Origin of the sequence: Paraburkholderia xenovorans LB400 (genome assembly GCF_000013645.1) — a bacterium.
Lineage (GTDB): Bacteria > Pseudomonadota > Gammaproteobacteria > Burkholderiales > Burkholderiaceae > Paraburkholderia > Paraburkholderia xenovorans.
In genome coordinates, this window is the sequence record NC_007952.1 from 849,703 (window position 1) to 870,568 (window position 20,866).

The window sequence follows — 20,866 nt, forward strand, 5'->3', positions numbered from 1 at the left end:
TCCGGTGAGTGTGGATGACACCATCGAGCAGCAATGCGCGTACCACGGCCGTTTCGAACCGGCGCAGCGGCAGGGCTTATAAAACGCCCGATTTCCAGATCATCTGCGCCGCGGCGGCCACCACGAATACGAGCACGAGTGCCCGAAACGCGCCGGGCGGCAACCGGTCCCGCAAGGGGCGCACCAGCAGCATTCCCACGATCACCGGCACGCTCGCGCAGGCCGAGATGGCCAGATCCGTCCAGCGGGCATGCGCGCCGCCGCTGAATGTCACGACGAGCGTAATGATCGACACCACGAGAATGATGGCGATCTGCTTCGTGAATGCTTTGCCCGTGGCGCCCGTGGCGATCAGATACATCGCGAGCAAAGGGCCCGGCACCGATGCAATGCTCTCCATGAGCGCGGCGCCGAAGCCCAGCACGAACCCTGCCGGCTTCGCCCATGCCGGCGACAGCGTAAGCCGCGGGGAAGCCAGCAATAGCAATGCCGCGATCATCAGCAACGCGCCGGCAGCCGCCTGCGCGCGATGCGGCGCCAGCGAGATCAGCACGCTTACGCCGACGATATTGCCGATCACGGTGCCGATCAGCGGCGCGGCGATGCGCCGGACGGTCGGCAGCAGCTCGCCGCCTTCGAGTGCCTGCGGGATATTGCCGAGCACGATCGGCATGGACAGCAGGAGAACCGCTTCCTTGATCGGCAGGAAGTGGCTGAGGATCGGCATCGCCACGAGCGGCACGCCGATGCTGACCACGCCCTTGACCATGCCGCCCAGCAGGAGCGCGGCGGCAATGCCTAGCAATGCGTAGAAGTCGAGCGCTTGCAGGCTCGCGCCGAGAACGCCGTCGGCGAACGTGAAATGAGGCATGTCTGGAAAACGCGGGCTGCAAACCGCGCGTTGGAGTTCGCGGGCCGGCGCGCGAATCGGATCGACCGGACGACGCGCGGGCGGTGGCTTGTTGTTATCGTTTGGCTGGTTCGGTCCCGAGTGTCGCGCGAGATTCGAAGCAGCCGGCGCATGTGAGGCCGCATGATACCGCGCCCTCACATGCGCCGTGTGCAAGCGAAACGTAAGGCCTGCGGATGTCAGACCGCGTCCGACGCGGCGCGGTCTTCCGACAATGGCGGCTCGACTCGCTCATGACGCGACGGCAAGGCGGCCGGCGGATACGCCGGCCCCGCCGCACGCCGCGTCTTCAAACGCAGGATCGGTTCTTCGATCAGCCGCCATGACAGAACCGCCATTGCGAGTGCAATCGCAAACGACCCGGCAATGCCCGCGGCGTGCGCCCACAAGGGCACCGTGCCGCCGAAGAGCGCGGCCGCGTGATGATTGCGCGTGAGGTCGGGGATCAGGTTGTGATAGAGATAGAAGCCATAGCTGATTCGCCCGAAGCTCACCAGCCAGCCCGTTTCGAGCAGGCCGATGACGACCGCGTTGCGGCAGCACGCAATCGAACACACCAGCGCCGCGATGCACAGGCCGTACGCGGCGCTGACCGCGGTGAACAGCACGGGGTTGCCCAGCTCGCTCCACCTCGGCTCGGTCGCGCAAAAGGCCACGAGGCCGAGACTCAGCGCGAAGAGCGTCACGCCGTGGCCGAGCCACGCGCGCAAGCGGCTGTCCTTGCGCGCGATCATCAAGCCGCCGATTCCGCCCAACGCGAGCAGCCAGAAGTTCGTCAGCGGGTGCGTATAGATGGTGATGTCCTGCCAGTGCGCCGCGCGCATCGCCATGAGCGAAACGAGTCCGGCCGCGACGATCACGAGGCACACCGCGTGATGCCGTCTCGAGGCAAGCAGCAGCAATAGCGGCGCGAACACGAGATAGAACTGCTCCTCGATCGCGAGGCTCCACAAATGCGAGTAGCGCCCCGGCCAGTAGTGCAGCACGGAGCCGATCCAGATATTGGACAGATAAGCGAAATGAAACGGCATGCCGCTCGCCAGTTCGGGACTCGCCAGGCCGAACGCCATCAGTACGCACATCACCAGCAGCATCAGGTAGTAAATCGGAAAAATGCGCAGGGTCCGGCGAAACAGAAAGCGCTTCAATTCGGCGCCGAATCGGCTGGCGCCGGTTTCAATGCGCGTGCGTTGAGCGGAAAGAATACCGATGATCAGAAAGCCGCTCAGCGCGAAGAAGATCCATACGCCGAGATGGCCGATCTCGCCGATGTCGCCGAACAGGCGGTGCTGAAAAAATACCATCAGGACTGCGATCGCGCGCAATCCGTCGAAGCCGGCAATTCTGTCGTTCATGTGGTCGTCTTCCAGTGCGAAAGCGAAGGTAGCGCGCGGCGGCGCTGCCGTTCTGGGCGGTAATGGAAGGACCGGGCGCATCGGTGACGTTCAGGTCAGCCGGAGCGAATGGAAGGCGTCGTCATGACGTTCGACGTGCCTGCCGATCGCGGATCGGCTGACCGCGTGTCCGGTCCACATGAGTGGCCGCCGTCGAAGGTGGCATCGCCTGAAATGCGCGAGGTCCGACGGGCGTGCATGAAATCATCCTACGATGAAAAAAAGCGAAAAAAATCGTGCGTCGCATCCGGCGATTTATTTTCCGCGCCGCTTACCGATTGCATTCGCGCCCTGCGATTTAAAACCGCAAATGTTGCCGCGAATCGAATGGGCGAGGATTCAGTATTACCGCATGCCGACAGCCGTATTTCAGATTGCCGCTGCGCGATCCGGAAATAGAGGCCGGTTGTCAGCGCTTGCCGGTGGGCCGCGCGGCGTCGGCGGGAACGTTTTATTGTCATGGCGTTCCTACGAAAAACGGCGCACGGCATGGGTGCGCCATTCCTGCGAGAACCTGAATGGAAACCCGTCGCGGCCGCCCCGGAGGAGGTCCCCTTGGGGGACGCTCGATCGAAGTGGATTTCTTCCGCGGCGTGGTGCTGATCGTCATCGTGCTCGACCATATTCCCGGCAGCACACTCTCGCATCTGATGTTGCACGCTTATGCGCTGTGCGATTCGGCCGAGGTGTTCGTGTTTCTCGGCGGCTACGCGTCGGCGGCGGCTTATACGACCGTGCTCGCCAAACGCGGCGAGAGTGCGGCGAAGATGCGCTTTGTCCGGCGCTGCTGGGAAATCTACCGCGCCTATCTGCTGACGGCCGTGCTGACCCTGCTGTCCGGCGCCGCGCTCGCGGCGCTGAACCTGAACCGTCCCATGATCGACCTCACCGGCTGGCCGCCTTTCGCGGTTCAGCCGCTGCGTGAAGCGCTTGATATCATGCTGCTGCGGCGTCAGCCTTATCTGTCGAGCGTGCTGCCCATGTATGTGATCTTTGCGCTATGCGTGCCGTTCGCGGTGCCGCTGGCGCGGCGTTCGTCGCTGCTGGCGCTGGGCTTGAGCGTGGCGATCTGGGCGCTGGCCCGGCCGCTGGCCGCATTGTTCAGCATTGACGACGTGGCCAGCTGGGCTTTTAATCCGTTTGCATGGCAGTTGATGTTCATGCTCGGGATCCTTTCCCGGGTGCAGCCCATCAGCGAGCGCTTTCATGCAACCCGCACCGCTCGGTGGTGCACGTGGGTCGCGGCCGTGGCGGTGCTGGCGTTTGCTATCGTCAAACTCTTCGTGCTGACGCAACCGTTGCCCGGCACGTTTAAACAGAATCTTTCTCCCGATCGCGTGATCAATTTCATCGTCATTGCCTGGGTCGCCGCGCAGTTCGTGCGCATGGGCAGCATTGCGTGGCTCGCGCGGCGGCTGCCCGCCGTGGTCACGGTCGGCCGCACGGGGCTGGTGTGCTTCGTGGCGGGCACGCTCGTGTCCCTGATCGTCGATACGGCGACGCCGCATACGTTTCATGGCTTTCGCGGCGTGCTGATCGGGCTGGGCGGCGATCTCGTCGCCATCGGCGCCGTGCTCATGATCGCGCGCGGCTGGCGCGGCTGGAAAGGGCAGCAGACGGGTGCGGCTGCCAATGGCGCAGGTTACGGATGAGGTCGCGTTGGGACCCTGTGCGTGCCGCGCGCGAGTTGCGGGCGGTCATCCAGGTCGCCGGCGCGCTGTTGTGGCTCGCCGCTCACCCGGCGTTCGCCGCGCCCAAAGAGGCGCCGCTCGCCATGCGCTGCGCCGAATTCGCGGGCGCCGTTCTGCCGCCCGAACTCATTGCGTTGCCGAGCGCCGGCGCGCAGATCGAAAGCGCGGCAATGGTGAGCGCCACCGCGCCGGGCAATCAGCAGGGCGTCGAGTATTGCCGTATCACCGGCCGTATCAAGGGCGTCAAAGCCACCACGCCCGACATCCGTTTCGATCTGAATCTGCCGCGACACTGGAACGGCCGCGCGCTGCAGATCGGCGGCGGCGGGTATAACGGCGTAGTGGTGAGCGGCACAGGCGTGATGCCGTTTTCGCCGAATCGCGCGCCGCTCGCGCAGGGGTACGCCACGTTCGGCGACGACTCGGGACATGTCGGCGATTCGTCGGTCGCGGTCTTCGGCCTTGTCGACGAGGCGGTCACGAACTTCGGCTTTGCGCATCTGAAGAAAACGCACGACGCCGCACTTGCGCTGATTGCCCGCGCATATGGCCGCCCGCCGCAACGGATGTATTTCGCCGGCGGCTCGACCGGCGGCCGCGAAGGCTACACCGTGATGCAGCGTTTTCCTGACGACTACGACGGCGTGATCGCCAATTCGCCCGCGCTCAATTTTTCCGGCGTGCGCCTGCTCGGCGTGAAGCTCGGCCAGGCGGAGTACAACACGCCCGGCGGCTTCATTCCGCCGTTGCTGCTCGAACACGTCTATCAACGCACGGTCGCGACGTGTGACCGGCTCGACGGCGCGGCGGACGGCATTGTCAGCGACGTCGCCGCGTGCCGCGAGCGCGAAGCGGACATCATCGACTCGCTGCGCTGCGCCGGCCGCACGCCGTCGCACGATGAATGCCTCACCGGCGCGCAACTCTCCACCTTGCTCGTGATGCGTGACGGACTCTCGTTGCCCTACCGTCTGGCGTGGGACGTGAACGGCTATCGGGGCTACAACATTTTTCAGGGCACGCGTCTGAACGGCCTGCTCGGCCTCGCGCATCAGCCGGAGCGCCTGCCGGTGCCGACGTTCTTCGCCAACGGCTATCTGTTCGCGCAGGGCGACGGCTATATCCGCTATTTCGTTGCGCGCGACGCCGGCTTCGACTCCCTCAGGTTCGACCCGCAACACCCTGGAAAATATCGCGCGCAACTGGTCGAACTGTCGCAGACGATCGGCGCGATGAACCCCGACCTCACGCGCTACATCGCGCGCGGCGGCAAGCTCATCACGCTGCAGGGTCTCGCCGACGAAGTCATCAGCCCGAACCAGACCATTGGCTATTACGACGCGTTGGTCGAGCGGTTCGGCATCGACCAGGTCAATAATTTCATGCGCTTGTACATGGTGCCGGGATTCCAGCACGGCAGCGGCGTGTTCATTCCATCCGTCGATCTGCTCGGCGCGCTCGATAACTGGGTAACGCGCGGTGCCTCGCCCGAGACCCTGACGGCAACCGATATCGCGCCGGCAACCAATGGCCGCTCGCGTCCGCTATGCCGCTATCCGCTGTTTCCGCGCTACGCCGGCAAGGGCAATGTGAATCTGGCGAGCAGCTTCGTTTGCGCAGAGCCATGAGCGGCGGAGTCTTGCGTTGCAAGAAGCGCCGTGGAAATTGAAAGGCCGGCATGCGTACGCAGCAGCCCCGTAGCATGGCGTCATTTGCACAAAGAGAAGGGCGGCGGCGCCATTCAAAGGCGCCGCCGCCCCGTTCGAACCCAGCCATGCAACGCATGGGCGCGGTCAGAGCTTACTGGCCGTTTTGCATCGTGCCGCCAGCACCGTTGTTCATGCCGTTGCCTGTACCGCTGCGAGTGCCGTTGTTCATGCCGTTGTTCATGCCATTACTCATTCCGCTGTTGGAGCGGTTCATCGACGGGCTGTTCGGCGATGCGCCAGTACCCGTGCCCACGCCGCCGCCCGTGCCCGTCACGCCGGGCGTGCCGTAGCCCGAATCGCCCGGGCTCTTCATCGATCCGGCACCCACTCCGGGCGTTGCCGTTCCGCCCGCTCCACCCGTGGTGCCGCCGCCGGCACCCACGCCGGTTCCGCCGCCACCCGCAGCGCCCCCACCACCACCCGCACCGCCGCCGGCCTGTGCGTATGCTCCGCCTGACAATGCCATCACGAGCGCCGAAGCAAAAACCATCCTGGTAACGTGTTTCATGGTCGACCTCCATAAGTCGGTTCGAATTTCACGCAAGCGCTTGTCGCTCACATGCATGAACTGCCGCAAGCGGTGTGCCTCACTTGAGCGTGTCCGCTCTGACGCGAAGACCACGGCAGCATGCGTGACATCGAGCATGGGTCATTCCCGGCGTCACCAGAAAGAAGGGAGGAATAAGCGCGGGAGAAGCGCGGCAGAAGCGCGGCAGAAGCGGCATAAAAAAGTAGGCATCCAAAGTAATGGAAATTGTTACCTCACGACATTCGATGAAGATGCATCATCCAGTAAAAGCCGGCGCAATCCATGCGGGCCGCTTCCGTGCGCCGGTAGAGGTTGAGCGCGAATAGCAGTCGCAGGATTGTTAAGGCGGCCGACGCCGTGCTAGAGTCCGGGGCGCCTGACCTTCAGCACCATAAACACGAGCAGAAACACGAGCAGAAGCACGGACCGGCACATTGCGCCGCCCGCCGAAAACCCACCAGGGACATCGTATGGAAACGCCGGAAGGTATGCGTCTTGCCCAACCTTGTCAGGGCGACGCGAACATCACCGGGCGCGACAACGTGCCCGGCGCCGCCGCCCTCACGCTCGCGCCTGACGTCCACGCGCGGGCGGCGCTGCGTCTGCTGCTGGTGGACGACAGCGTGGACCGCTAGCCGCGCACCCCGCCTCGACCCTGCGTGTTCCCGAGTGTTTCCGATGCTGCGCCGCAATGCGCTGCACGCTTTCGCACTTTCCATTACATTGCGGGTGCGGCGGCGCTTTAACACCGCTCTTTCCAATCAAACAACGGTGTCTGCCATCATCGATTCCATGCAGCCAATCGTCTCGGTCACGAACCTGTCGAAAACCTATGCCAGCGGTTTTCATGCACTCAAGAACATCAATCTGGCGATCAACCGTGGGGAAATCTTTGCGTTGCTCGGCCCGAACGGCGCGGGCAAAACAACCCTCATCAGCATTATCTGCGGCATCGTCAATGCGAGCGAAGGCAGCGTAACGGTGGACGGCCGCGACATCGCGACCGACTATCGCGCCGCGCGCTCGCTGATCGGCCTCGTGCCGCAGGAGTTGACCACCGACGCCTTCGAAACCGTCTGGGCGACCGTGTCGTTCAGCCGGGGCCTGTTCGGCAAGCCGAAAAACCCTGCATACGTCGAAAAGGTGCTGCGGGACCTGTCGCTGTGGGAAAAGCGCGATAGCAAGATCATCACGCTTTCGGGCGGCATGAAGCGCCGCGTGCTGATCGCCAAGGCCCTCTCGCACGAACCGCGCGTGCTGTTCCTCGACGAACCGACCGCAGGCGTGGACGTGGAGTTGCGCCGCGACATGTGGAAGCTGGTGCGCTCGCTGGCGCAGAGCGGCGTGACGATCATCCTCACCACGCACTATATCGACGAAGCCGAAGAAATGGCCGACCGCATCGGCGTGATCAACGCGGGCGAAATCATGCTGGTCGAAGAGAAAACGGAGCTGATGCGCAAGCTCGGCAAAAAGCAGTTGACGCTGCAACTGGAGAGCCCGCTTGCGCAAGTGCCGGTCTCGCTTGGCGGCTACGGGCTCGCCGTCGCGAAAGGCGGCAACGAGTTGATCTACACATACGAGAGCGAGGGCGGGCGCACCGACATCATCGCGCTGCTCAAGGCGCTCGACGACGCCGGCATCCGCTTCAAGGACCTGCAGACCACGCAAAGTTCGCTCGAAGACATCTTCGTCAGTCTGCTCCGAGGTGACCAATGAATCTCTACGCAATTCGCGCGATCTACAAGTTCGAGATGGCGCGCACCTGGCGCACTCTGATGCAGAGCATCATCGCGCCGGTGATTTCGACTTCGCTTTATTTCGTCGTGTTCGGCGCGGCGATCGGCTCGCGCATCAAGGAAGTGGACGGCATCAGTTACGGCGCGTTTATCGTGCCGGGTCTGATCATGCTGTCGCTGCTGTCGCAAAGCATTTCGAATGCGTCGTTCGGGATTTACTTTCCGCGCTTTACCGGCACGATCTACGAGCTGTTGTCGGCGCCGGTGTCGTACCTGGAAATCGTGGTCAGTTACGTGGGCGCGGCGGCCACCAAATCGATTCTGCTCGGACTGATCATTCTCGCGACAGCCGGACTGTTCGTGCCGCTGCAGGTGCAGCATCCGTTCTGGATGATCCTGTTTCTCGTGCTCACGGCGCTCACGTTCAGTCTGCTGGGTTTTATTATCGGCATCTGGGCGGACAGCTTCGAGAAACTGCAGCTCGTGCCGCTTCTGATCATCACGCCGCTGACTTTCCTTGGCGGCAGCTTCTACGCGGTCAATATGCTGCCGCCGTTCTGGAAGGTCGTGACGCTGTTCAATCCGATCGTCTATCTGGTCAGCGGATTCCGCTGGAGTTTCTATGGACTCGCCGACGTGAACGTCGAGGTGAGCCTCGGCATGACGGCGTTGTTCCTCGCGGTGTTTCTGCTGATCGTGGCGTGGATCTTCAAGACCGGCTACCGCCTCAAGAGCTGACCGGGCGAAGCGAACCGGCGCACGGCCAGTTCGCTTCGTTTCCCGCCTGACTTCTACGACACGTACGCCTGCGCGACATTGATCAACTGGACGCGGTTGCGCACGTTGAACAACTGCCGCAGACGCCGCAGGTGATAGTCGACGTTGTGCGGCGACAGTCCGAGGAAGTACGCGATCTCCTTGTCCCGCTGACCCTGTACGACCGCCCGCAGCACCGCATGCTGCAATTCGCTCAGCGTGACGCGCTGCTGCTGCGCGGGTGCGATGCCGATCACGCTCTTTGCGTGCGTCCAGATGAATTCGTGGATCATGTGCGCGAACATCAGCGTTTCCGCCACGATCGATTCGGTCATCCAGCGCGGATTGCCGGTCTCCGAGTTGAAGCACAGGCTCGCGCTCAACTCCGGTTCGGGCAACGGCATTTGCGTGAGAATCCCGCTTTTGCGCCCGGTCGCCTCCAGCATGTCGATCAGGCCGCCAAGCCGCTCGCTGCGCATTTGCGCGCGCGGCAGATCGGCGCGCATGTCGGCCGTGTTCCACAGAAACGGCAGGCCGGTCGGCGAGGCGAGTGCGACGCGCGGGTCGAGTTCGAAATAACGCTCGCGGAAATAGCGCGTGAGCCAGCTTCGCGACTCGTAGCTGGTCAGCACGAACATCGTCTTGTGATGCGCCGACGTGCGCGTGGCCGAATAGCTGAACGAGTCGAAGCCTAATTGCCTGATGCGCTGCCGCACGAATTCGATGCGGTCCTGCGCGCTGCCGAAGCGCACCAGCGGACTGATGACCGGTGCGGCGCGCCGCGCGGCGGGCGAGGGCGTGCCGATCTCCTCCTCGGTGAAGAGCGTGAGAAAGCCCGTGGGCGCGACACCTGTTGCGGTGCGGTCGTGCGCCCTGGATGCTTCAGCCGCGTGGGCTGATTTCTCGGGTTGCCGCGTGCCGGCCGGGTAGGCCGGTTGGGCGGCAACCGCCGAGTTGCAAGCTGCCGGCGTGTGCCCGGCTTCGCCTTGCGGCGAGCCGGTCAGCCAGTGCGGCAGCGTATCGCATTCGTGTTCCATTAAACGGTAGCTCCAGCGTTCGAAACGCATGAAAGACGACAAGCTGAATGATTAGCTATTTCCAGAAATTACGGTAGCCGGTTCCTTGCTATCATTTTTGGATTCTTGCTCCGATAGCGGACTGGCGACACGGGTATGGCGGGGTTCACTCTTCATATGGCACCTCCTGGGAATGGACGTGATGGCACGAATTCCAAAGCTGACAACGACGCTAGCCTACGATCGCTACATGGCGGGCCAGAAACTGGTCTCGAGCGTGAATCGCCCGTGGCGGCACCTCGTGCTGCGCTCGTACCTCGAACCGGTCGAACAGGAACTGCTGGAAGCGCCCGGCCTGCAGGAGCTCACGCTGATGACGCTCGCGAGCGGCGCCGAGCACCTCGAACGCAACCTGAACGGGCGCTGGGAGAGCGCCGATCTGCGGGTGGGCGACGTCTGGTTCGTGCCGCCCGCGCCGATTTCGTGGCGCTGGCGTTCGATCAGCGATGAGCCGCTGTCGACCGTTCATTTGCACATCGAACGCAGCCTGATCGACAGCGTCGCCGAGCAGATGGAGCTTGGCGGCTCCCGTGAACTGGTGCTCGGCGACGCGATGCAGTTTCGCGACCCGCTGGTCGCCGCGATGCTTGCTGCATTGCATCGCGCCGCCGCGGATCCCGCCGACTCGCGTCTCTTTGTCGATGCGCTGGTTCACGCGCTGGCCGCGCATCTCCTGCAGCATTATTCGCGCGGCCGCTCGGCGGCGGCGGGATCGCCGGCCGGACTGCCGGCGTGCCCGGAACGCTTCGTGCCGCGCCGGATCCGCCGTGTGACCGACTATATCCGCGCCAATCTCGCCGGGGATCTGGCGATCAGCGAACTGGCCGCACAGGCGGGGCTAAGCAGCTTTCACTTTGCGCGCGTGTTTCGCCGCGAGACCCGTGAGACGCCGCATCGGTTCGTCACGCGTTTGCGGCTCGAAGAAGCGGCGCGGCTGCTGCATGCGACCGATCAGACCGTGCTGCAGATCGCGCTTGCGGTTGGTTTCGAGAATGCCAGTCATTTCTCCGTGCAGTTCAAGCGTGACTACGGCGTGACGCCGCTCGCCTACCGGCTGCGCGGCTGAAGTACGGATTGCGCGGCTGGAAGTGGCCGGCTGGTCAGCAGGCAGTGGCGGGACGGCGGCAGATGCGTCAAGGCAGGTGGATGAGGGCACCCGGAGCGTTGCCGCTTTCGCCGCCACGCAGTGCTGCCAGACTGTCTCTGACGGCGGACCGCTTGGGTCGCCGGGAGGGACTGTCCGATGAGCCGCCTTGGGGAATCACGCACTTTGCGCAGTGTGCTGCGCATTGCGCGGCTTGCAAACTACGAACTTTCGTGGCGGTCAGGCAGTGCGACCTGGCACGGGCGTGCCGTCATGGCCTTGCGGGCGCCGTCCGCAGGGAACGCGGGCTCGGCTCGATTGGCCCGACCGGCAAAACGGCAACTGTATCTGTCGAAGCCTTGCACCGGACGACAGAATAGTGCGCCCGCTGCCTGGCCTGTGCCTCACCTCACCTCACCTCACCTCACCTCGCGTCCGACCGACCGACCACTCCATTCAACCCGTCACACAGGAAACCTGGCGATGACCCGACTCCGAATCACCTCCTGCGGCCATGTCTTTACCGCCGAAACCCATCCGGACGCGCCGCACACCGTGGCCGCCTTCCTGAAGCTCCTGCCATACCGGCAAAAGATCATCCACGTGCGCTGGAGCGGTGAAGGCTGCTGGGTGCCGCTTGGCGACTTCAAGCTCGAGAACGACGGCGTGGCGGTCGGCTTCGAGAATCACACGAGCCATCCGTCGGTCGGCGACATTCTGTTTTATCCCGGCGGCTACAGCGAAACCGAGATCATTCTCGCATACGGCTCGTGCTGTTTCGCGAGCAAGCTGGGACAACTCGCCGGCAATCACTTTCTGACCATTGTCGAAGGCAAGGAAAAGCTGCGCGAACTCGGCACCAGGGTGTTGTGGGAAGGTGCGCAGGACGTGCTGTTCGAACAGATCTGAAAGGGCGGCGAGCAAGCCCGCAAGGTGACGACTTTCGGGATGCCGGTGCAGACGCGTCCTAACCCTGGTTAATTTTTGTTCCGTAAATCGCGCATACTGGAGGCGCCCGGGCGGCTTGTGAAGCGCTCACCCTTTGCCTCCTGAGCGCGGTTTGCAGTCCATGCGGTCGCGTCAGGTATGCTCCGAGTCACTCCTCGGGGTGGCGCGGAACACCTATTTTCGCCGCCATGCGGCGCCAGGTCTCCTACATGATGGACTCGCACGTATTGCCGCTCACCGCTTTTGCCAAACAGCTGCGTTTGCAACAGGTCGATCTGACCGAACGGTGGATGAAGGCCGTCTTCCACGACGCAGAAATGACCGAATCCGACCGGCTCACCTACGAGCAACTGGCCGATCACATTCCGAACATTCTCGACGAGATCTGCAGTGTGCTGGAGAACCAGGATCTCGACCATGCCGAGGGCGCGATCAAGCGCGACGCGCGCCTGCATGGCAAATTGCGCTGGAAGCAGGGCTACCGGATCGACGAACTGGTGCGCGAGCTCGATCTGTTCCGGCAGATGCTGACCGGCGCGATCGTCGAATTCAGCGAAGCCCGGCCGTATTTCACGCGGCGTCATGAGGAGCGGGCGCGGTATTTCATCGACGAAGCCGTCAGCTTCGTTACGCTGACCTCGATCCGCGAGGTGGTCACCGAGCGCGACCGGAAAATCGACGACTACACCGGGCGCCTCGAGCGCGCCAATCACGAGTTGACGCTCAAACAACAACTGGTCGGCGATCTGTACGAGTCACGCATGCAGATCACGCGTAGCGTCGTGCACGATCTGCGCAACTTTCTCAACGTGTTTTCTATGGCGCTGCAACTGATCAGCCGCGCGCCGTCCCGCATCGACACCGCACTCGCGCTGGCGAACCGTCAGGCCGCCGATATGAAAACGCTGGTCGATCAGCTGGTCGAATATTCGGTGGTGCTCGGCGACACCAGTCCGCTCGTGCCCGAAAGCTTCGCGCTGCGCGAACTGTTCGACGAACTGGTGGTGTCGTGCGAACCCGCGATCGAAGGCAAAGGGCTGCGCCTGCAGACGTCGTTCGACGGCGCGCTGCAGATGATCGTGTCCAACCGTCTCAAACTCAAGCAGGTCGCACTCAACCTGCTGACCAACGCGACCAAATATACCCGCGCCGGGCAGGTCGAATTGAGCATGACGGCGGTGCAGGACGATCGCTGGTGCCTGCGCGTGTCTGACACGGGCGTAGGCATCGACGCGTCGGACCGGGAGCGCGTCTTCAAGGAATTCGAGCGTGCCGCCGCCGACGACATTCCCGGCGCCGGTCTGGGCCTCGCGATCGTCAAGGAGTTGTGCCGCGTGCTGGAAGGCGAGATTCGTTTCGATTCGCACGAAGGCAAGGGGACGGTCTTCGAAATCAGCTTCCCGATGCACCTGGCTGCGGGCAACTGACAGGGTTATCCGATACGGCATGGTCCCGCCGTATCAGTTCTTCTCTCCTCAGAGTAGTTCTCCTGTATGACGTCTGTTTAGCTTTCGGGGATAGACTCGTTGCGGTCGGTGTTCGTCCGTTGGAGAGCCTCAGCCGCGATTCGCATTATTCAATGCACTGTTTTTTGGACAAATTAGAACTACGTCTTAGAAAAGACTAAAAACAGTCAGTGCTGTTTAAGACGTTTGGCACTTTTCGTCTTAAACGAACTCTGCTGTGTTTCTAATATAAGCTAAAAAATAGCTTTGCAAGGTATATTCGTGTTCTGCGGCTTTGCAACGAGGCGAAGCGCGATGCCATCTTAAGTTTCTAATGGTTCTAGCTAAATAGTTAGGATGACATAAGAAAACCTTGTGCTTGAGTCTTCTATAAAAAGAGTAGGGAGGAATGTTGAACAAGTCCTATAAGACCGTATGGAACAAAACGACCCGAACATATGCAGCCGCGTCCGAAGTGACGAAGAGCCGTGGCGCAAAAGGGGCTTCGGTGCGTGGCTCGCTGGTAGCGGCGAGTGCCGGGCTGCTGGGTGCGCTGGCATTTTCGCAGCCGGCGGCGGCTGCGGAATGTGCGTCGTCGGAGCCGGACTGTCTCAGCGTCGCGCAGGCGCTGGCGCAGGTGGCCGCATCGTCCGCTGCGTCGGTGCCGCCTGCCGCGGACGATGCGGCGAAGCCCGCCGACCTGGCAGCCGCGCTCGACAATGCGCGCGTATTCACGGGTAATCCGGCGCTCGACGCGGCGGCGGCGCCAGTCACGGTCAGTTCGAACCGGGCCGGTCTGCTTGGGGCAACCGTGCCTACGCCGGTGACCGACTACATCGCCGTGAGTCCCAATGTCGTTCAGGGCACGCGCACCAGCGCGTCGACCGATCTGAACGCGATGGCGATCGGCCCGACGGCCGCCGCAAGCGGCTTCAACGCATTGGCGGTCGGCTCGGCCTCGATTGCGGGTTCGGACGCGTCGACCGCGGTCGGCTCGGCGGCAGGGGTAGGGTCGGTGAACTCCACCGCTGTCGGTGCGGGGGCGATGGTGGTCGCTCTCTCGAATAACTCGGTGGCGGTCGGCTACAACTCGCGGTCAGCCGCAATGAACACCATATCGCTCGGCTCCTTCGCGAGCGCCGCGTCGAGCGGTTCCGTGGCGATCGGCTACAACTCGTTCATCAATCCAGGCGCGAAGGGGGCGGTGGTCATCGGCGCGAATGCGTCGGCGAGCGGCACGGGTTCGGTCGCATTGGGCTCCGATTCGATCGCCGATCGCGTCAATGTCTTATCGGTGGGCAACCTCACGCAAGGCCGCCAGATCACCTATGTCGCAGCCGGCACGCGGCCCACCGACGCGGCCAACGTCGGCCAGCTCTCCGGCGTGGCCGAGGCGCTGGGCGGCGGCGCGCTGATCGATCCGAACGGCGCAGTGGTCGCGCCGGCCTACACCGTGGGCGGCACAACGTACCACGACGTGGGCGCGGCACTCGCGGCGGTTGTTTCAGGCAGCGCCGCCGGCAGTGCGGACGCGCTGCGTTACGACACCCCGGCGCACGACGTCGCGACGCTCGGCAACAAGGTCACGCCGGTCAAGCTCACCAACGTCGCGGACGCCACCTTGAGCGCGGCCAGTTCGGACGCGGTGACGGGCGCGCAGCTCTACGGCACCAATCAGGCGGTCGGGAAAAATACCGCGGACATCACCAACATCACCAACAACGTCAACAACATCAGCAACGGCAAGGCGGGCCTGGTTCAGCAGGACGCCGTGACGCACGATCTGACCGTGGCGAAGGGTACGGACGGCAAGCACGTCGACTTCACCGGATTGACGGGATCGCGCGAGCTGGTCGGCGTGGCGGCGGGTACGGCCGCGGGCTCGGCGGTGAACCTGGCGCAGCTCAGCCCGGTCGTCGCCGCGCTCGGCGGCGGCGCGACGGTCAATGCCAACGGTTCGGTAGCCGGTCCCACCTATCACGTGCAGGCCGGCACGCAGACCACGGTCGGCAACGCGCTCAGTTCGCTCGACACGGGCCTGTCGTCGTTGCAATCGCAGATCAGCGGCGGCACGGTCGGGCTCGTCACGCAGAATGCCGCTTCTCACGACATTCTTATCGGCGCATCCACCACCGGCACGCGTATCAGCGTGGCGGGCACGGGTGGAAATCGCGTGATCGGCGGCCTCACGGCCGGCGCGGTTGGCGCGGCCAGCAGCGAAGCCATCAACGGCGCGCAACTCTATGCGAACACCGCCGGCACGGCAGCGGCGCTGGGCGGCGGTTCGACCGTCAATGCGGACGGGTCGCTCAAGCGGCCGGCGTACAGCATCGGCGGAAGCACTTACAGCGACGTGGGGTCCGCGCTCGCGGCCGCCGTCACCACCAGTGTCCAGGCGGGCGCCAATTCGGTTCAGTACGATTCGGCCGCGCACGACATCATCACGCTCGGCAACGGCGCCGCGCCGGTTCGGCTCACCAACGTGCGCGCCGCGAATCTCGCTGCCGACAGCACGGACGCCGTCAACGGCCAGCAACTCTTTGCCACCAACCAGGCCGTCGCGCAGAACACCGGCAGCATCACGAACCTCGATCAGCGGGTAACGGACAACACCACGAACATCAGCAGTCTCGATCAGCGCGTGACGGACAACACGACGAACATCAGCCATCTCGATCAGCGCACCACCACGATCGAAGGCGACGTGACCAACATCACGAATCAGATCACCAACGGCGAGATCGGGCTCGTTCAGCAAGATCAGGCGTCGCGCAACCTCACCGTGGCGAAGGGCACGGACGGCGCCCGCGTCGACTTCACCGGCACCGGCGGCGCCCGCGAGCTCACCGGGATCGCGGCCGGCACCACGGACGCTTCCGCGGTCAATCTTGCGCAGTTCAAACCGATGGTGGCCGCGTTGGGCGGCGGCGCGCAGATCAATGCCGACGGTTCGCTGACCGGCCCCAGCTATCACATGCAGGGCGGCACGCAAACCACGGTAGGCGACGCGCTCGGTTCGCTCGATAACGGTCTCAGCACGTTGCAGCAGAATATGGAGAACGGCGGCATCGGCATGGTGACGCAAGATCCGGTATCCCGCGTCATCAGTGTCGGCGCGACGACCAACGGCAATCTGATCAACATGGCGGGTACGGCGGGCAATCGGGTCGTCACGGGCGTGGCGCCGGGCGCCGTCAGTTCGACGAGCAGCGACGCGGTCAACGGCTCGCAACTGCATGCGCAGGCCGCGAGCACGGCGGTGGCGCTGGGCGGCGGGGCCACGGTCAATGCGGACGGTTCGATGACGGCGCCGTCGTATAGCGTGGGCGGCACGGTGGTGAACAACGTCGGCAGCGCGATCACCAACCTGGACGGCCGCGTCACGCGGAACAGCAGCGATATCGCCGGTTTGCAGACCACCATCGGCAACCTCAACGGGGCGGTCGCGAACGCGGTGCAGTACGACGGTTCGGCGCACGACAGGATCACGCTCGGCGGCACGGCGGCCAATGCGCCGAAGGTGCAACTGACCAACCTGAAGGACGCCAATCTATCGGCCACCAGCACCGACGCGGTGACCGGCGCGCAACTCTGGAACACGAACCAGGACGTCAGCACGCTGAACCAGTTGGTCCAGACTGTGCGGAACAATCAGACCACCGGCACGCCGTACGTGTCCGTCAACAGTTCCGGCAACGCGGCGCAGGCGATCGGCAACGGCTCCGTAGCGATTGGCGGCGGCGCGAAAGCATCCGCGCCGAACTCGGTGGCGATTGGCGAGGGTTCGGTGGCCGATGTCACGAACACGGTTTCCGTGGGTTCGTCAGGCAGTGAGCGCCGCATCACCAATGTCGCACCGGGCCAGGCACCGACGGACGCCGTGAACATGCAGCAGTTCCAGGGCGGCCTGAGCGACATGGCGCGCAATGCATACTCTGGTACGGCGTCGGCGCTGGCGTTGACCGCGATCCCTGAAGTCGATTCCAGCAAGAACCTCGCAATCGGGGTCGGCACGGCGGGTTACAAGGGGTATCAGGCGGTGGCGGTGGGACTGTCGGCGCGAGTCACGCAGAGTCTGAAGGTGAAACTCGGCGCGGGCATCAGCTCGGCCACGACCGCGGTCACGGCGGGTGCCGCGTATCAGTGGTAGCAGGAAGGCAGGAGGTCGGCGCATTGGATATGCGCCGGTAGACAGGCAGCGAGTCACGCTCGCTGCCGGCACCCCGCCGTGTGAACACGCGGGGTGCCGAACGGGATATTTACTGGAAAAGCTTCATCGCCTGCGAGAGCGTATTGACCACGCCCCATGCCAGCGGAAGCGTCACATACAACCAGAAGACGGCGAGCTTGAGCTTGCTCGTCTGATGCACGGCTTGAACGGTCGACATGGAGATCTCCTTAGGCGCCTTTGGCGAGTTGAGCGTCGGTCATGTGGTGCCTGTCGTCCACACGCTTGACCAGCAGGTTGCAGACGAAGCCGACTACCAGCAGCACGGCCATGATGTGCACGGTCATCGTGTAGGCGTCCGCCTTGGCGACGCCGTGCGCGACTTCATAGGCGCGAATGTAGTTCACCAGCACCGGGCCGGCGACGCCCGCCGCAGCCCACGCCGTCAACAGACGGCCGTGAATGCCGCCGACGAACGCAGTGCCGAACATGTCGGCGAGATACGCCGGCACGGTGGCGAAGCCGCCGCCGTACATCGTCAGGATGACGCAGTAGGCGAGCACGAAAAGGGCGATGTGGCCGGACGCCGCGAAACCCGGCACGAGGTAATACAGCACCGCGCCGAGCGCGAAGAAGATGAAGTAGGTATTCTTGCGGCCGATCCAGTCCGACGCGGACGCCCATACGAAACGCCCACCCATGTTGAAGAGCGACAGGAGTCCCACGAAACCGGCTGCCGCTGCCGCCGTCACGGTGTTTTTGAAGCTCTCCTGAATCATCACCGAGGCCTGGCCGAGAATGCCGATGCCGGCCGTCACGTTCAGGAACAGCACGAGCCAGATCAGATAGAACTGCGGCGTCTTCAGCGCCTGATCGATATGCACGTGGTTGCGCGAGATCATCCTGTTCTGGCTCGTCGCGGCCGGCGTCCAGCCGGCCGGCTTCCAGTCCACCGGCGGCACGCGGATCGCGAGTGCACCGATCGTCATCGAGATGAAGTACGCGATGCCGAGCACCACGAACGTTTCAGCCACGCCGATGCTGGTGGCGCTGCGGAAGTGGTTCATCAGCGCCACCGACAGCGGCGCGGCGATCATCGCGCCGCCGCCGAAGCCCATGATCGCCATGCCGGTCGCCATGCCGCGACGGTCGGGAAACCAGCGGATCAGCGTGGACACAGGCGACACATAACCGAGGCCGAGGCCGATGCCTCCGATCACGCCGTAGCCGAGATAGAGCAGAACGATCTGATGCAGATACACGCCGAGCGCGGACACCAGGAAGCCGCCGCCGAAGCAGCAGGCGGCGGTGAACATGGTGCGGCGCGGGCCGACGCGTTCGAGCCACTTGCCGGCAAAAGCCGCCGACAACCCGAGGAACACGATCGCCAGCGAAAAGATCCAGCCGAGCGAAGTCAGCGACCAGTCATCCGCACTGGATTGCGTAATGCCGATCACTTTGGTCAGCGGACCATTGAACACGGAGAAAGCGTACGCCTGGCCGATACACAGATGGACGGCGAGGGCCGCGGGCGGAACCATCCAGCGAGAAAAACCCGGTTTCGCGACGGTGGCCTGTTTGGAAAAGAATGGGGCGGAGCCTGAATTCCCGCTCGGCTCGGTGATGCTACTCATGGTCGGTCTCCGGTGACGAATTAGTTGTTATCGGCGCTTCATTACAAATGCTTTAGGCGTCGCGCCGTAAAAGTCGCGGATTTCGACGCCGACGATATATGTATTCAAATTACATATGGCGCCATTAAATCTACGACAAAACTGGCATCGTTGAACGATAGGGGGCGATCATGGCCTTTGCAATATGAGATGCAAAGACATAAGGTGTTTGCCTGGTGAAACACGACCGTAATCCGTCGAATCGCGGCGCGGCGGCGCGATTGGCTGGAACAAACTACCGAACGCGCGAAACGGAAACGCCCGAAACGAGGACGCCCGGAAACGAGGGGCCCGAAACGAGGAGCCCGAAACGAGGACGGCCGAAACGCAGCGGGCCGGCAGTGGCATCTTTCGCCACGCCGGCCCGCTTCTGGCTGTGCTGTGTCAGAGCATCAGTCAGGCGATGGTGCGCCCGGTCTTCATTCTGGCCGCCACGAGCACCGAGATCAGACAGCCAACGGCCAGATAAGCGGCCACCGGATGCCACGAGCCGCCGGCAAAATTGACCAGCGCGACCGCAATGAACGGCGTGAAGCCGCCGCCAACCACGCTCGCCACCTGATAGCCGACACCCGCTCCGCTGTAGCGGTACTCCGTGCCGAACAGTTCCGTGAACATAGGCTGCTGCACGCTCACCACCATGTCGTGCGCGATGTTGGCGAGCATGACGGCAAAGACCACGATCCATACCGTCGAGCGCGCTTCCAGTGCGAGGAAGAAGGGCACCGCGCTCAGCATGCCGACCAGCGCGCCGACGATATACACGCGGCGCCGGCCGAAGCGGTCCGCCAGCGCCGCGAAGCACGGGATCGTCACGCAACTGAGCGCGCCGACCAGCAGACCGATGGTGAGGAAGAATTCGCGCGGCATGTGCAGATTCGCCGTGGAGTAGTTCAAGGCGAAGGCGGTCACGATGTACATCGTGAACAACTCGGCAAGTCGCAGCGCGATGATCAGCAGGAAAGCCTTCGGATGCCGCAACAGCGCTTCGACAATTGGCAGGCGCACGCTGTGTTCACCGTGCTCGCCGACTTTCTCGACGAACTCCTTCGACTCTTCCATGCTCGAGCGGATCCACAGCGCGATCAGCACCAGCACCACGCTGAACAGGAAGGGCAGGCGCCAGCCCCAACTCAGGAACGAGGCGTTATCCATTGAGCGGCTGATGAGCGCGATCAGGCCGGTCGAGAGTACGAGGCCCACGCCGTAGCCGACCTGCACGCCGCTGCTGTAGAACGCTTTCTTCTTCTCAGGTGCGCTTTCCACTGCCATCAGCGCCGCGCCGCCCCATTCGCCGCCTACCGCGAAGCCCTGAATTGCGCGCAATGTCACGAGCAGCACCGGCGCGAGCCAGCCGATGGTGGCGAACGACGGCAGCAGGCCGATCGCGGCGGTGGAGAGGCCCATCATCATGACCGTGAGCACGAGCATGCGCTTGCGTCCGAGCCGGTCGCCGAAGTGTCCGAACACGAAGCCGCCGAGCGGACGGAACAGAAAACCCACCCCGAAAGTCGCGAACGCGGCGAGCGTCCCCATTGCCGGGCTGACCTTGGGGAAGAACTCGGCGTTGAAAACGAGCGCGGCGACGATGCCATACAGCAGGAAGTCGTACCAGTCGACCACGGCGCCGATGAAGCTGCCGAGCGCCGCTTTGCGGGCCCGGCTGCGCGCGTTGCGGTTGTCGGCCAGCGCGGCCGCCGGGAGGGTAGTGCTCATCACGGTGTCTCCTTGAACTTTCTGACTG

17 protein-coding genes are annotated in these 20,866 nt (G+C 63.6%); 10 read left to right on the top strand and 7 right to left on the bottom strand.

All coding sequences use genetic code 11. The features are described from left to right. Positions 1-76: 76 nt before the first annotated feature. Both BXE_RS25765 and BXE_RS25770 read right to left on the bottom strand, forming a co-directional pair. The gene (locus BXE_RS25765; protein ID WP_011491063.1) at positions 77-871 is read right to left on the bottom strand and encodes a sulfite exporter TauE/SafE family protein; all 795 of its coding nucleotides are present in this window, start codon (positions 869-871) and stop codon (positions 77-79) included. Positions 872-1,089: 218 nt separating this feature from the next. Continuing rightward, the gene (locus tag BXE_RS25770; protein ID WP_040123994.1) at positions 1,090-2,265 is read right to left on the bottom strand and encodes an acyltransferase family protein; all 1,176 of its coding nucleotides are present in this window, start codon (positions 2,263-2,265) and stop codon (positions 1,090-1,092) included. Between the two features lie 123 nt (positions 2,266-2,388). Between BXE_RS25770 and BXE_RS46010 the strand changes: the two genes are divergently transcribed. From BXE_RS46010 to BXE_RS25780, 3 genes are all read left to right on the top strand, one after another. Then, positions 2,389-2,703: a hypothetical protein gene (locus BXE_RS46010; protein WP_148223000.1), complete on the top strand. Its 315-nt coding sequence runs from the start codon at positions 2,389-2,391 to the stop codon at positions 2,701-2,703. Between the two features lie 119 nt (positions 2,704-2,822). Next, positions 2,823-3,956: an OpgC domain-containing protein gene (locus tag BXE_RS25775; RefSeq protein ID WP_011491066.1), complete on the top strand. Its 1,134-nt coding sequence runs from the start codon at positions 2,823-2,825 to the stop codon at positions 3,954-3,956. Further along, entirely contained in the window at positions 3,953-5,623 is a 1,671-nt protein-coding gene (locus BXE_RS25780; protein ID WP_011491067.1) for a tannase/feruloyl esterase family alpha/beta hydrolase, read from the top strand. Before BXE_RS25775 ends, BXE_RS25780 begins: the two co-directional genes overlap by 4 nt. A 172-nt stretch (positions 5,624-5,795) precedes the next feature. Here BXE_RS25780 and BXE_RS25785 read toward each other — a convergent pair whose 3' ends face one another. Next, positions 5,796-6,212, bottom strand: a complete 417-nt coding sequence (locus BXE_RS25785) for a hypothetical protein (protein WP_040123991.1) — start codon at positions 6,210-6,212, stop codon at positions 5,796-5,798. 491 nt (positions 6,213-6,703) lie between these two features. Between BXE_RS25785 and BXE_RS46650 the strand changes: the two genes are divergently transcribed. The 3 genes from BXE_RS46650 to BXE_RS25795 all read left to right on the top strand — a co-directional run bounded on the left by BXE_RS46650 (position 6,704) and on the right by BXE_RS25795 (position 8,710). Next, a complete protein-coding gene (locus tag BXE_RS46650) occupies positions 6,704-6,868 on the top strand; it encodes a hypothetical protein (RefSeq protein ID WP_158340981.1) in 165 nt (54 codons plus the stop codon). Between the two features lie 157 nt (positions 6,869-7,025). Continuing rightward, a complete protein-coding gene (locus BXE_RS25790) occupies positions 7,026-7,952 on the top strand; it encodes an ABC transporter ATP-binding protein (protein WP_011491069.1) in 927 nt (308 codons plus the stop codon). Further along, on the top strand, positions 7,949-8,710 hold the full coding sequence (locus tag BXE_RS25795) for an ABC transporter permease (protein ID WP_011491070.1): 762 nt from the start codon (positions 7,949-7,951) through the stop codon (positions 8,708-8,710). Before BXE_RS25790 ends, BXE_RS25795 begins: the two co-directional genes overlap by 4 nt. Before the next feature lie 53 nt (positions 8,711-8,763). On the opposite strand, the gene BXE_RS25800 is transcribed toward BXE_RS25795, so the two are convergent. After that, positions 8,764-9,765 carry a helix-turn-helix transcriptional regulator gene (locus tag BXE_RS25800; RefSeq protein WP_011491071.1) on the bottom strand — a complete coding sequence of 334 codons (1,002 nt, stop codon included), beginning with the start codon at positions 9,763-9,765 and terminating at the stop codon, positions 8,764-8,766. 181 nt (positions 9,766-9,946) lie between these two features. Between BXE_RS25800 and BXE_RS25805 the strand changes: the two genes are divergently transcribed. The 4 genes from BXE_RS25805 to BXE_RS25820 all read left to right on the top strand — a co-directional run bounded on the left by BXE_RS25805 (position 9,947) and on the right by BXE_RS25820 (position 17,431). After that, on the top strand, positions 9,947-10,870 hold the full coding sequence (locus tag BXE_RS25805; protein ID WP_011491072.1) for an AraC family transcriptional regulator: 924 nt from the start codon (positions 9,947-9,949) through the stop codon (positions 10,868-10,870). Between the two features lie 501 nt (positions 10,871-11,371). Beyond that, positions 11,372-11,797 (top strand): DUF3830 family protein, encoded by a 426-nt coding sequence (locus BXE_RS25810; RefSeq protein WP_011491073.1) that lies wholly within the window; start codon positions 11,372-11,374, stop codon positions 11,795-11,797. 248 nt (positions 11,798-12,045) lie between these two features. Further along, on the top strand, positions 12,046-13,263 hold the full coding sequence (locus BXE_RS25815) for a sensor histidine kinase (protein ID WP_011491074.1): 1,218 nt from the start codon (positions 12,046-12,048) through the stop codon (positions 13,261-13,263). Between the two features lie 427 nt (positions 13,264-13,690). Then, positions 13,691-17,431, top strand: coding sequence for a YadA-like family protein (locus tag BXE_RS25820; protein WP_011491075.1), 3,741 nt, complete (start codon positions 13,691-13,693; stop codon positions 17,429-17,431). 109 nt (positions 17,432-17,540) lie between these two features. Here the strand turns inward: BXE_RS25820 and BXE_RS25825 are convergent, their stop codons facing one another. From BXE_RS25825 to shiA, 3 genes are all read right to left on the bottom strand, one after another. Next, entirely contained in the window at positions 17,541-17,669 is a 129-nt protein-coding gene (locus BXE_RS25825) for an MFS transporter small subunit (RefSeq protein WP_040123988.1), read from the bottom strand. Between the two features lie 10 nt (positions 17,670-17,679). Then, positions 17,680-19,083 carry an L-lactate MFS transporter gene (locus BXE_RS25830; protein ID WP_011491076.1) on the bottom strand — a complete coding sequence of 468 codons (1,404 nt, stop codon included), beginning with the start codon at positions 19,081-19,083 and terminating at the stop codon, positions 17,680-17,682. A 435-nt stretch (positions 19,084-19,518) separates the two neighbouring features. Beyond that, positions 19,519-20,838, bottom strand: coding sequence for a shikimate transporter (gene shiA, locus BXE_RS25835; protein WP_011491077.1), 1,320 nt, complete (start codon positions 20,836-20,838; stop codon positions 19,519-19,521). Between the last annotated feature and the right edge of the window lie 28 nt (positions 20,839-20,866).

Coding starts and splice junctions, on each gene's coding strand:
- BXE_RS25785 (WP_040123991.1), bottom strand. CDS start 6,212: ATGAAACACGTTACCAGGATGGTTTTTGCTTCGGCGCTCGTGATGGCA.
- BXE_RS25795 (WP_011491070.1), top strand. CDS start 7,949: ATGAATCTCTACGCAATTCGCGCGATCTACAAGTTCGAGATGGCGCGC.
- BXE_RS46650 (WP_158340981.1), top strand. CDS start 6,704: ATGGAAACGCCGGAAGGTATGCGTCTTGCCCAACCTTGTCAGGGCGAC.
- BXE_RS25770 (WP_040123994.1), bottom strand. CDS start 2,265: ATGAACGACAGAATTGCCGGCTTCGACGGATTGCGCGCGATCGCAGTC.
- BXE_RS25815 (WP_011491074.1), top strand. CDS start 12,046: ATGATGGACTCGCACGTATTGCCGCTCACCGCTTTTGCCAAACAGCTG.
- BXE_RS25830 (WP_011491076.1), bottom strand. CDS start 19,083: ATGAGTAGCATCACCGAGCCGAGCGGGAATTCAGGCTCCGCCCCATTC.
- BXE_RS25820 (WP_011491075.1), top strand. CDS start 13,691: ATGTTGAACAAGTCCTATAAGACCGTATGGAACAAAACGACCCGAACA.
- BXE_RS25810 (WP_011491073.1), top strand. CDS start 11,372: ATGACCCGACTCCGAATCACCTCCTGCGGCCATGTCTTTACCGCCGAA.
- BXE_RS46010 (WP_148223000.1), top strand. CDS start 2,389: ATGACGTTCGACGTGCCTGCCGATCGCGGATCGGCTGACCGCGTGTCC.
- BXE_RS25775 (WP_011491066.1), top strand. CDS start 2,823: ATGGAAACCCGTCGCGGCCGCCCCGGAGGAGGTCCCCTTGGGGGACGC.
- BXE_RS25805 (WP_011491072.1), top strand. CDS start 9,947: ATGGCACGAATTCCAAAGCTGACAACGACGCTAGCCTACGATCGCTAC.
- BXE_RS25825 (WP_040123988.1), bottom strand. CDS start 17,669: ATGTCGACCGTTCAAGCCGTGCATCAGACGAGCAAGCTCAAGCTCGCC.
- BXE_RS25800 (WP_011491071.1), bottom strand. CDS start 9,765: ATGGAACACGAATGCGATACGCTGCCGCACTGGCTGACCGGCTCGCCG.
- shiA (WP_011491077.1), bottom strand. CDS start 20,838: ATGAGCACTACCCTCCCGGCGGCCGCGCTGGCCGACAACCGCAACGCG.
- BXE_RS25780 (WP_011491067.1), top strand. CDS start 3,953: ATGAGGTCGCGTTGGGACCCTGTGCGTGCCGCGCGCGAGTTGCGGGCG.
- BXE_RS25765 (WP_011491063.1), bottom strand. CDS start 871: ATGCCTCATTTCACGTTCGCCGACGGCGTTCTCGGCGCGAGCCTGCAA.
- BXE_RS25790 (WP_011491069.1), top strand. CDS start 7,026: ATGCAGCCAATCGTCTCGGTCACGAACCTGTCGAAAACCTATGCCAGC.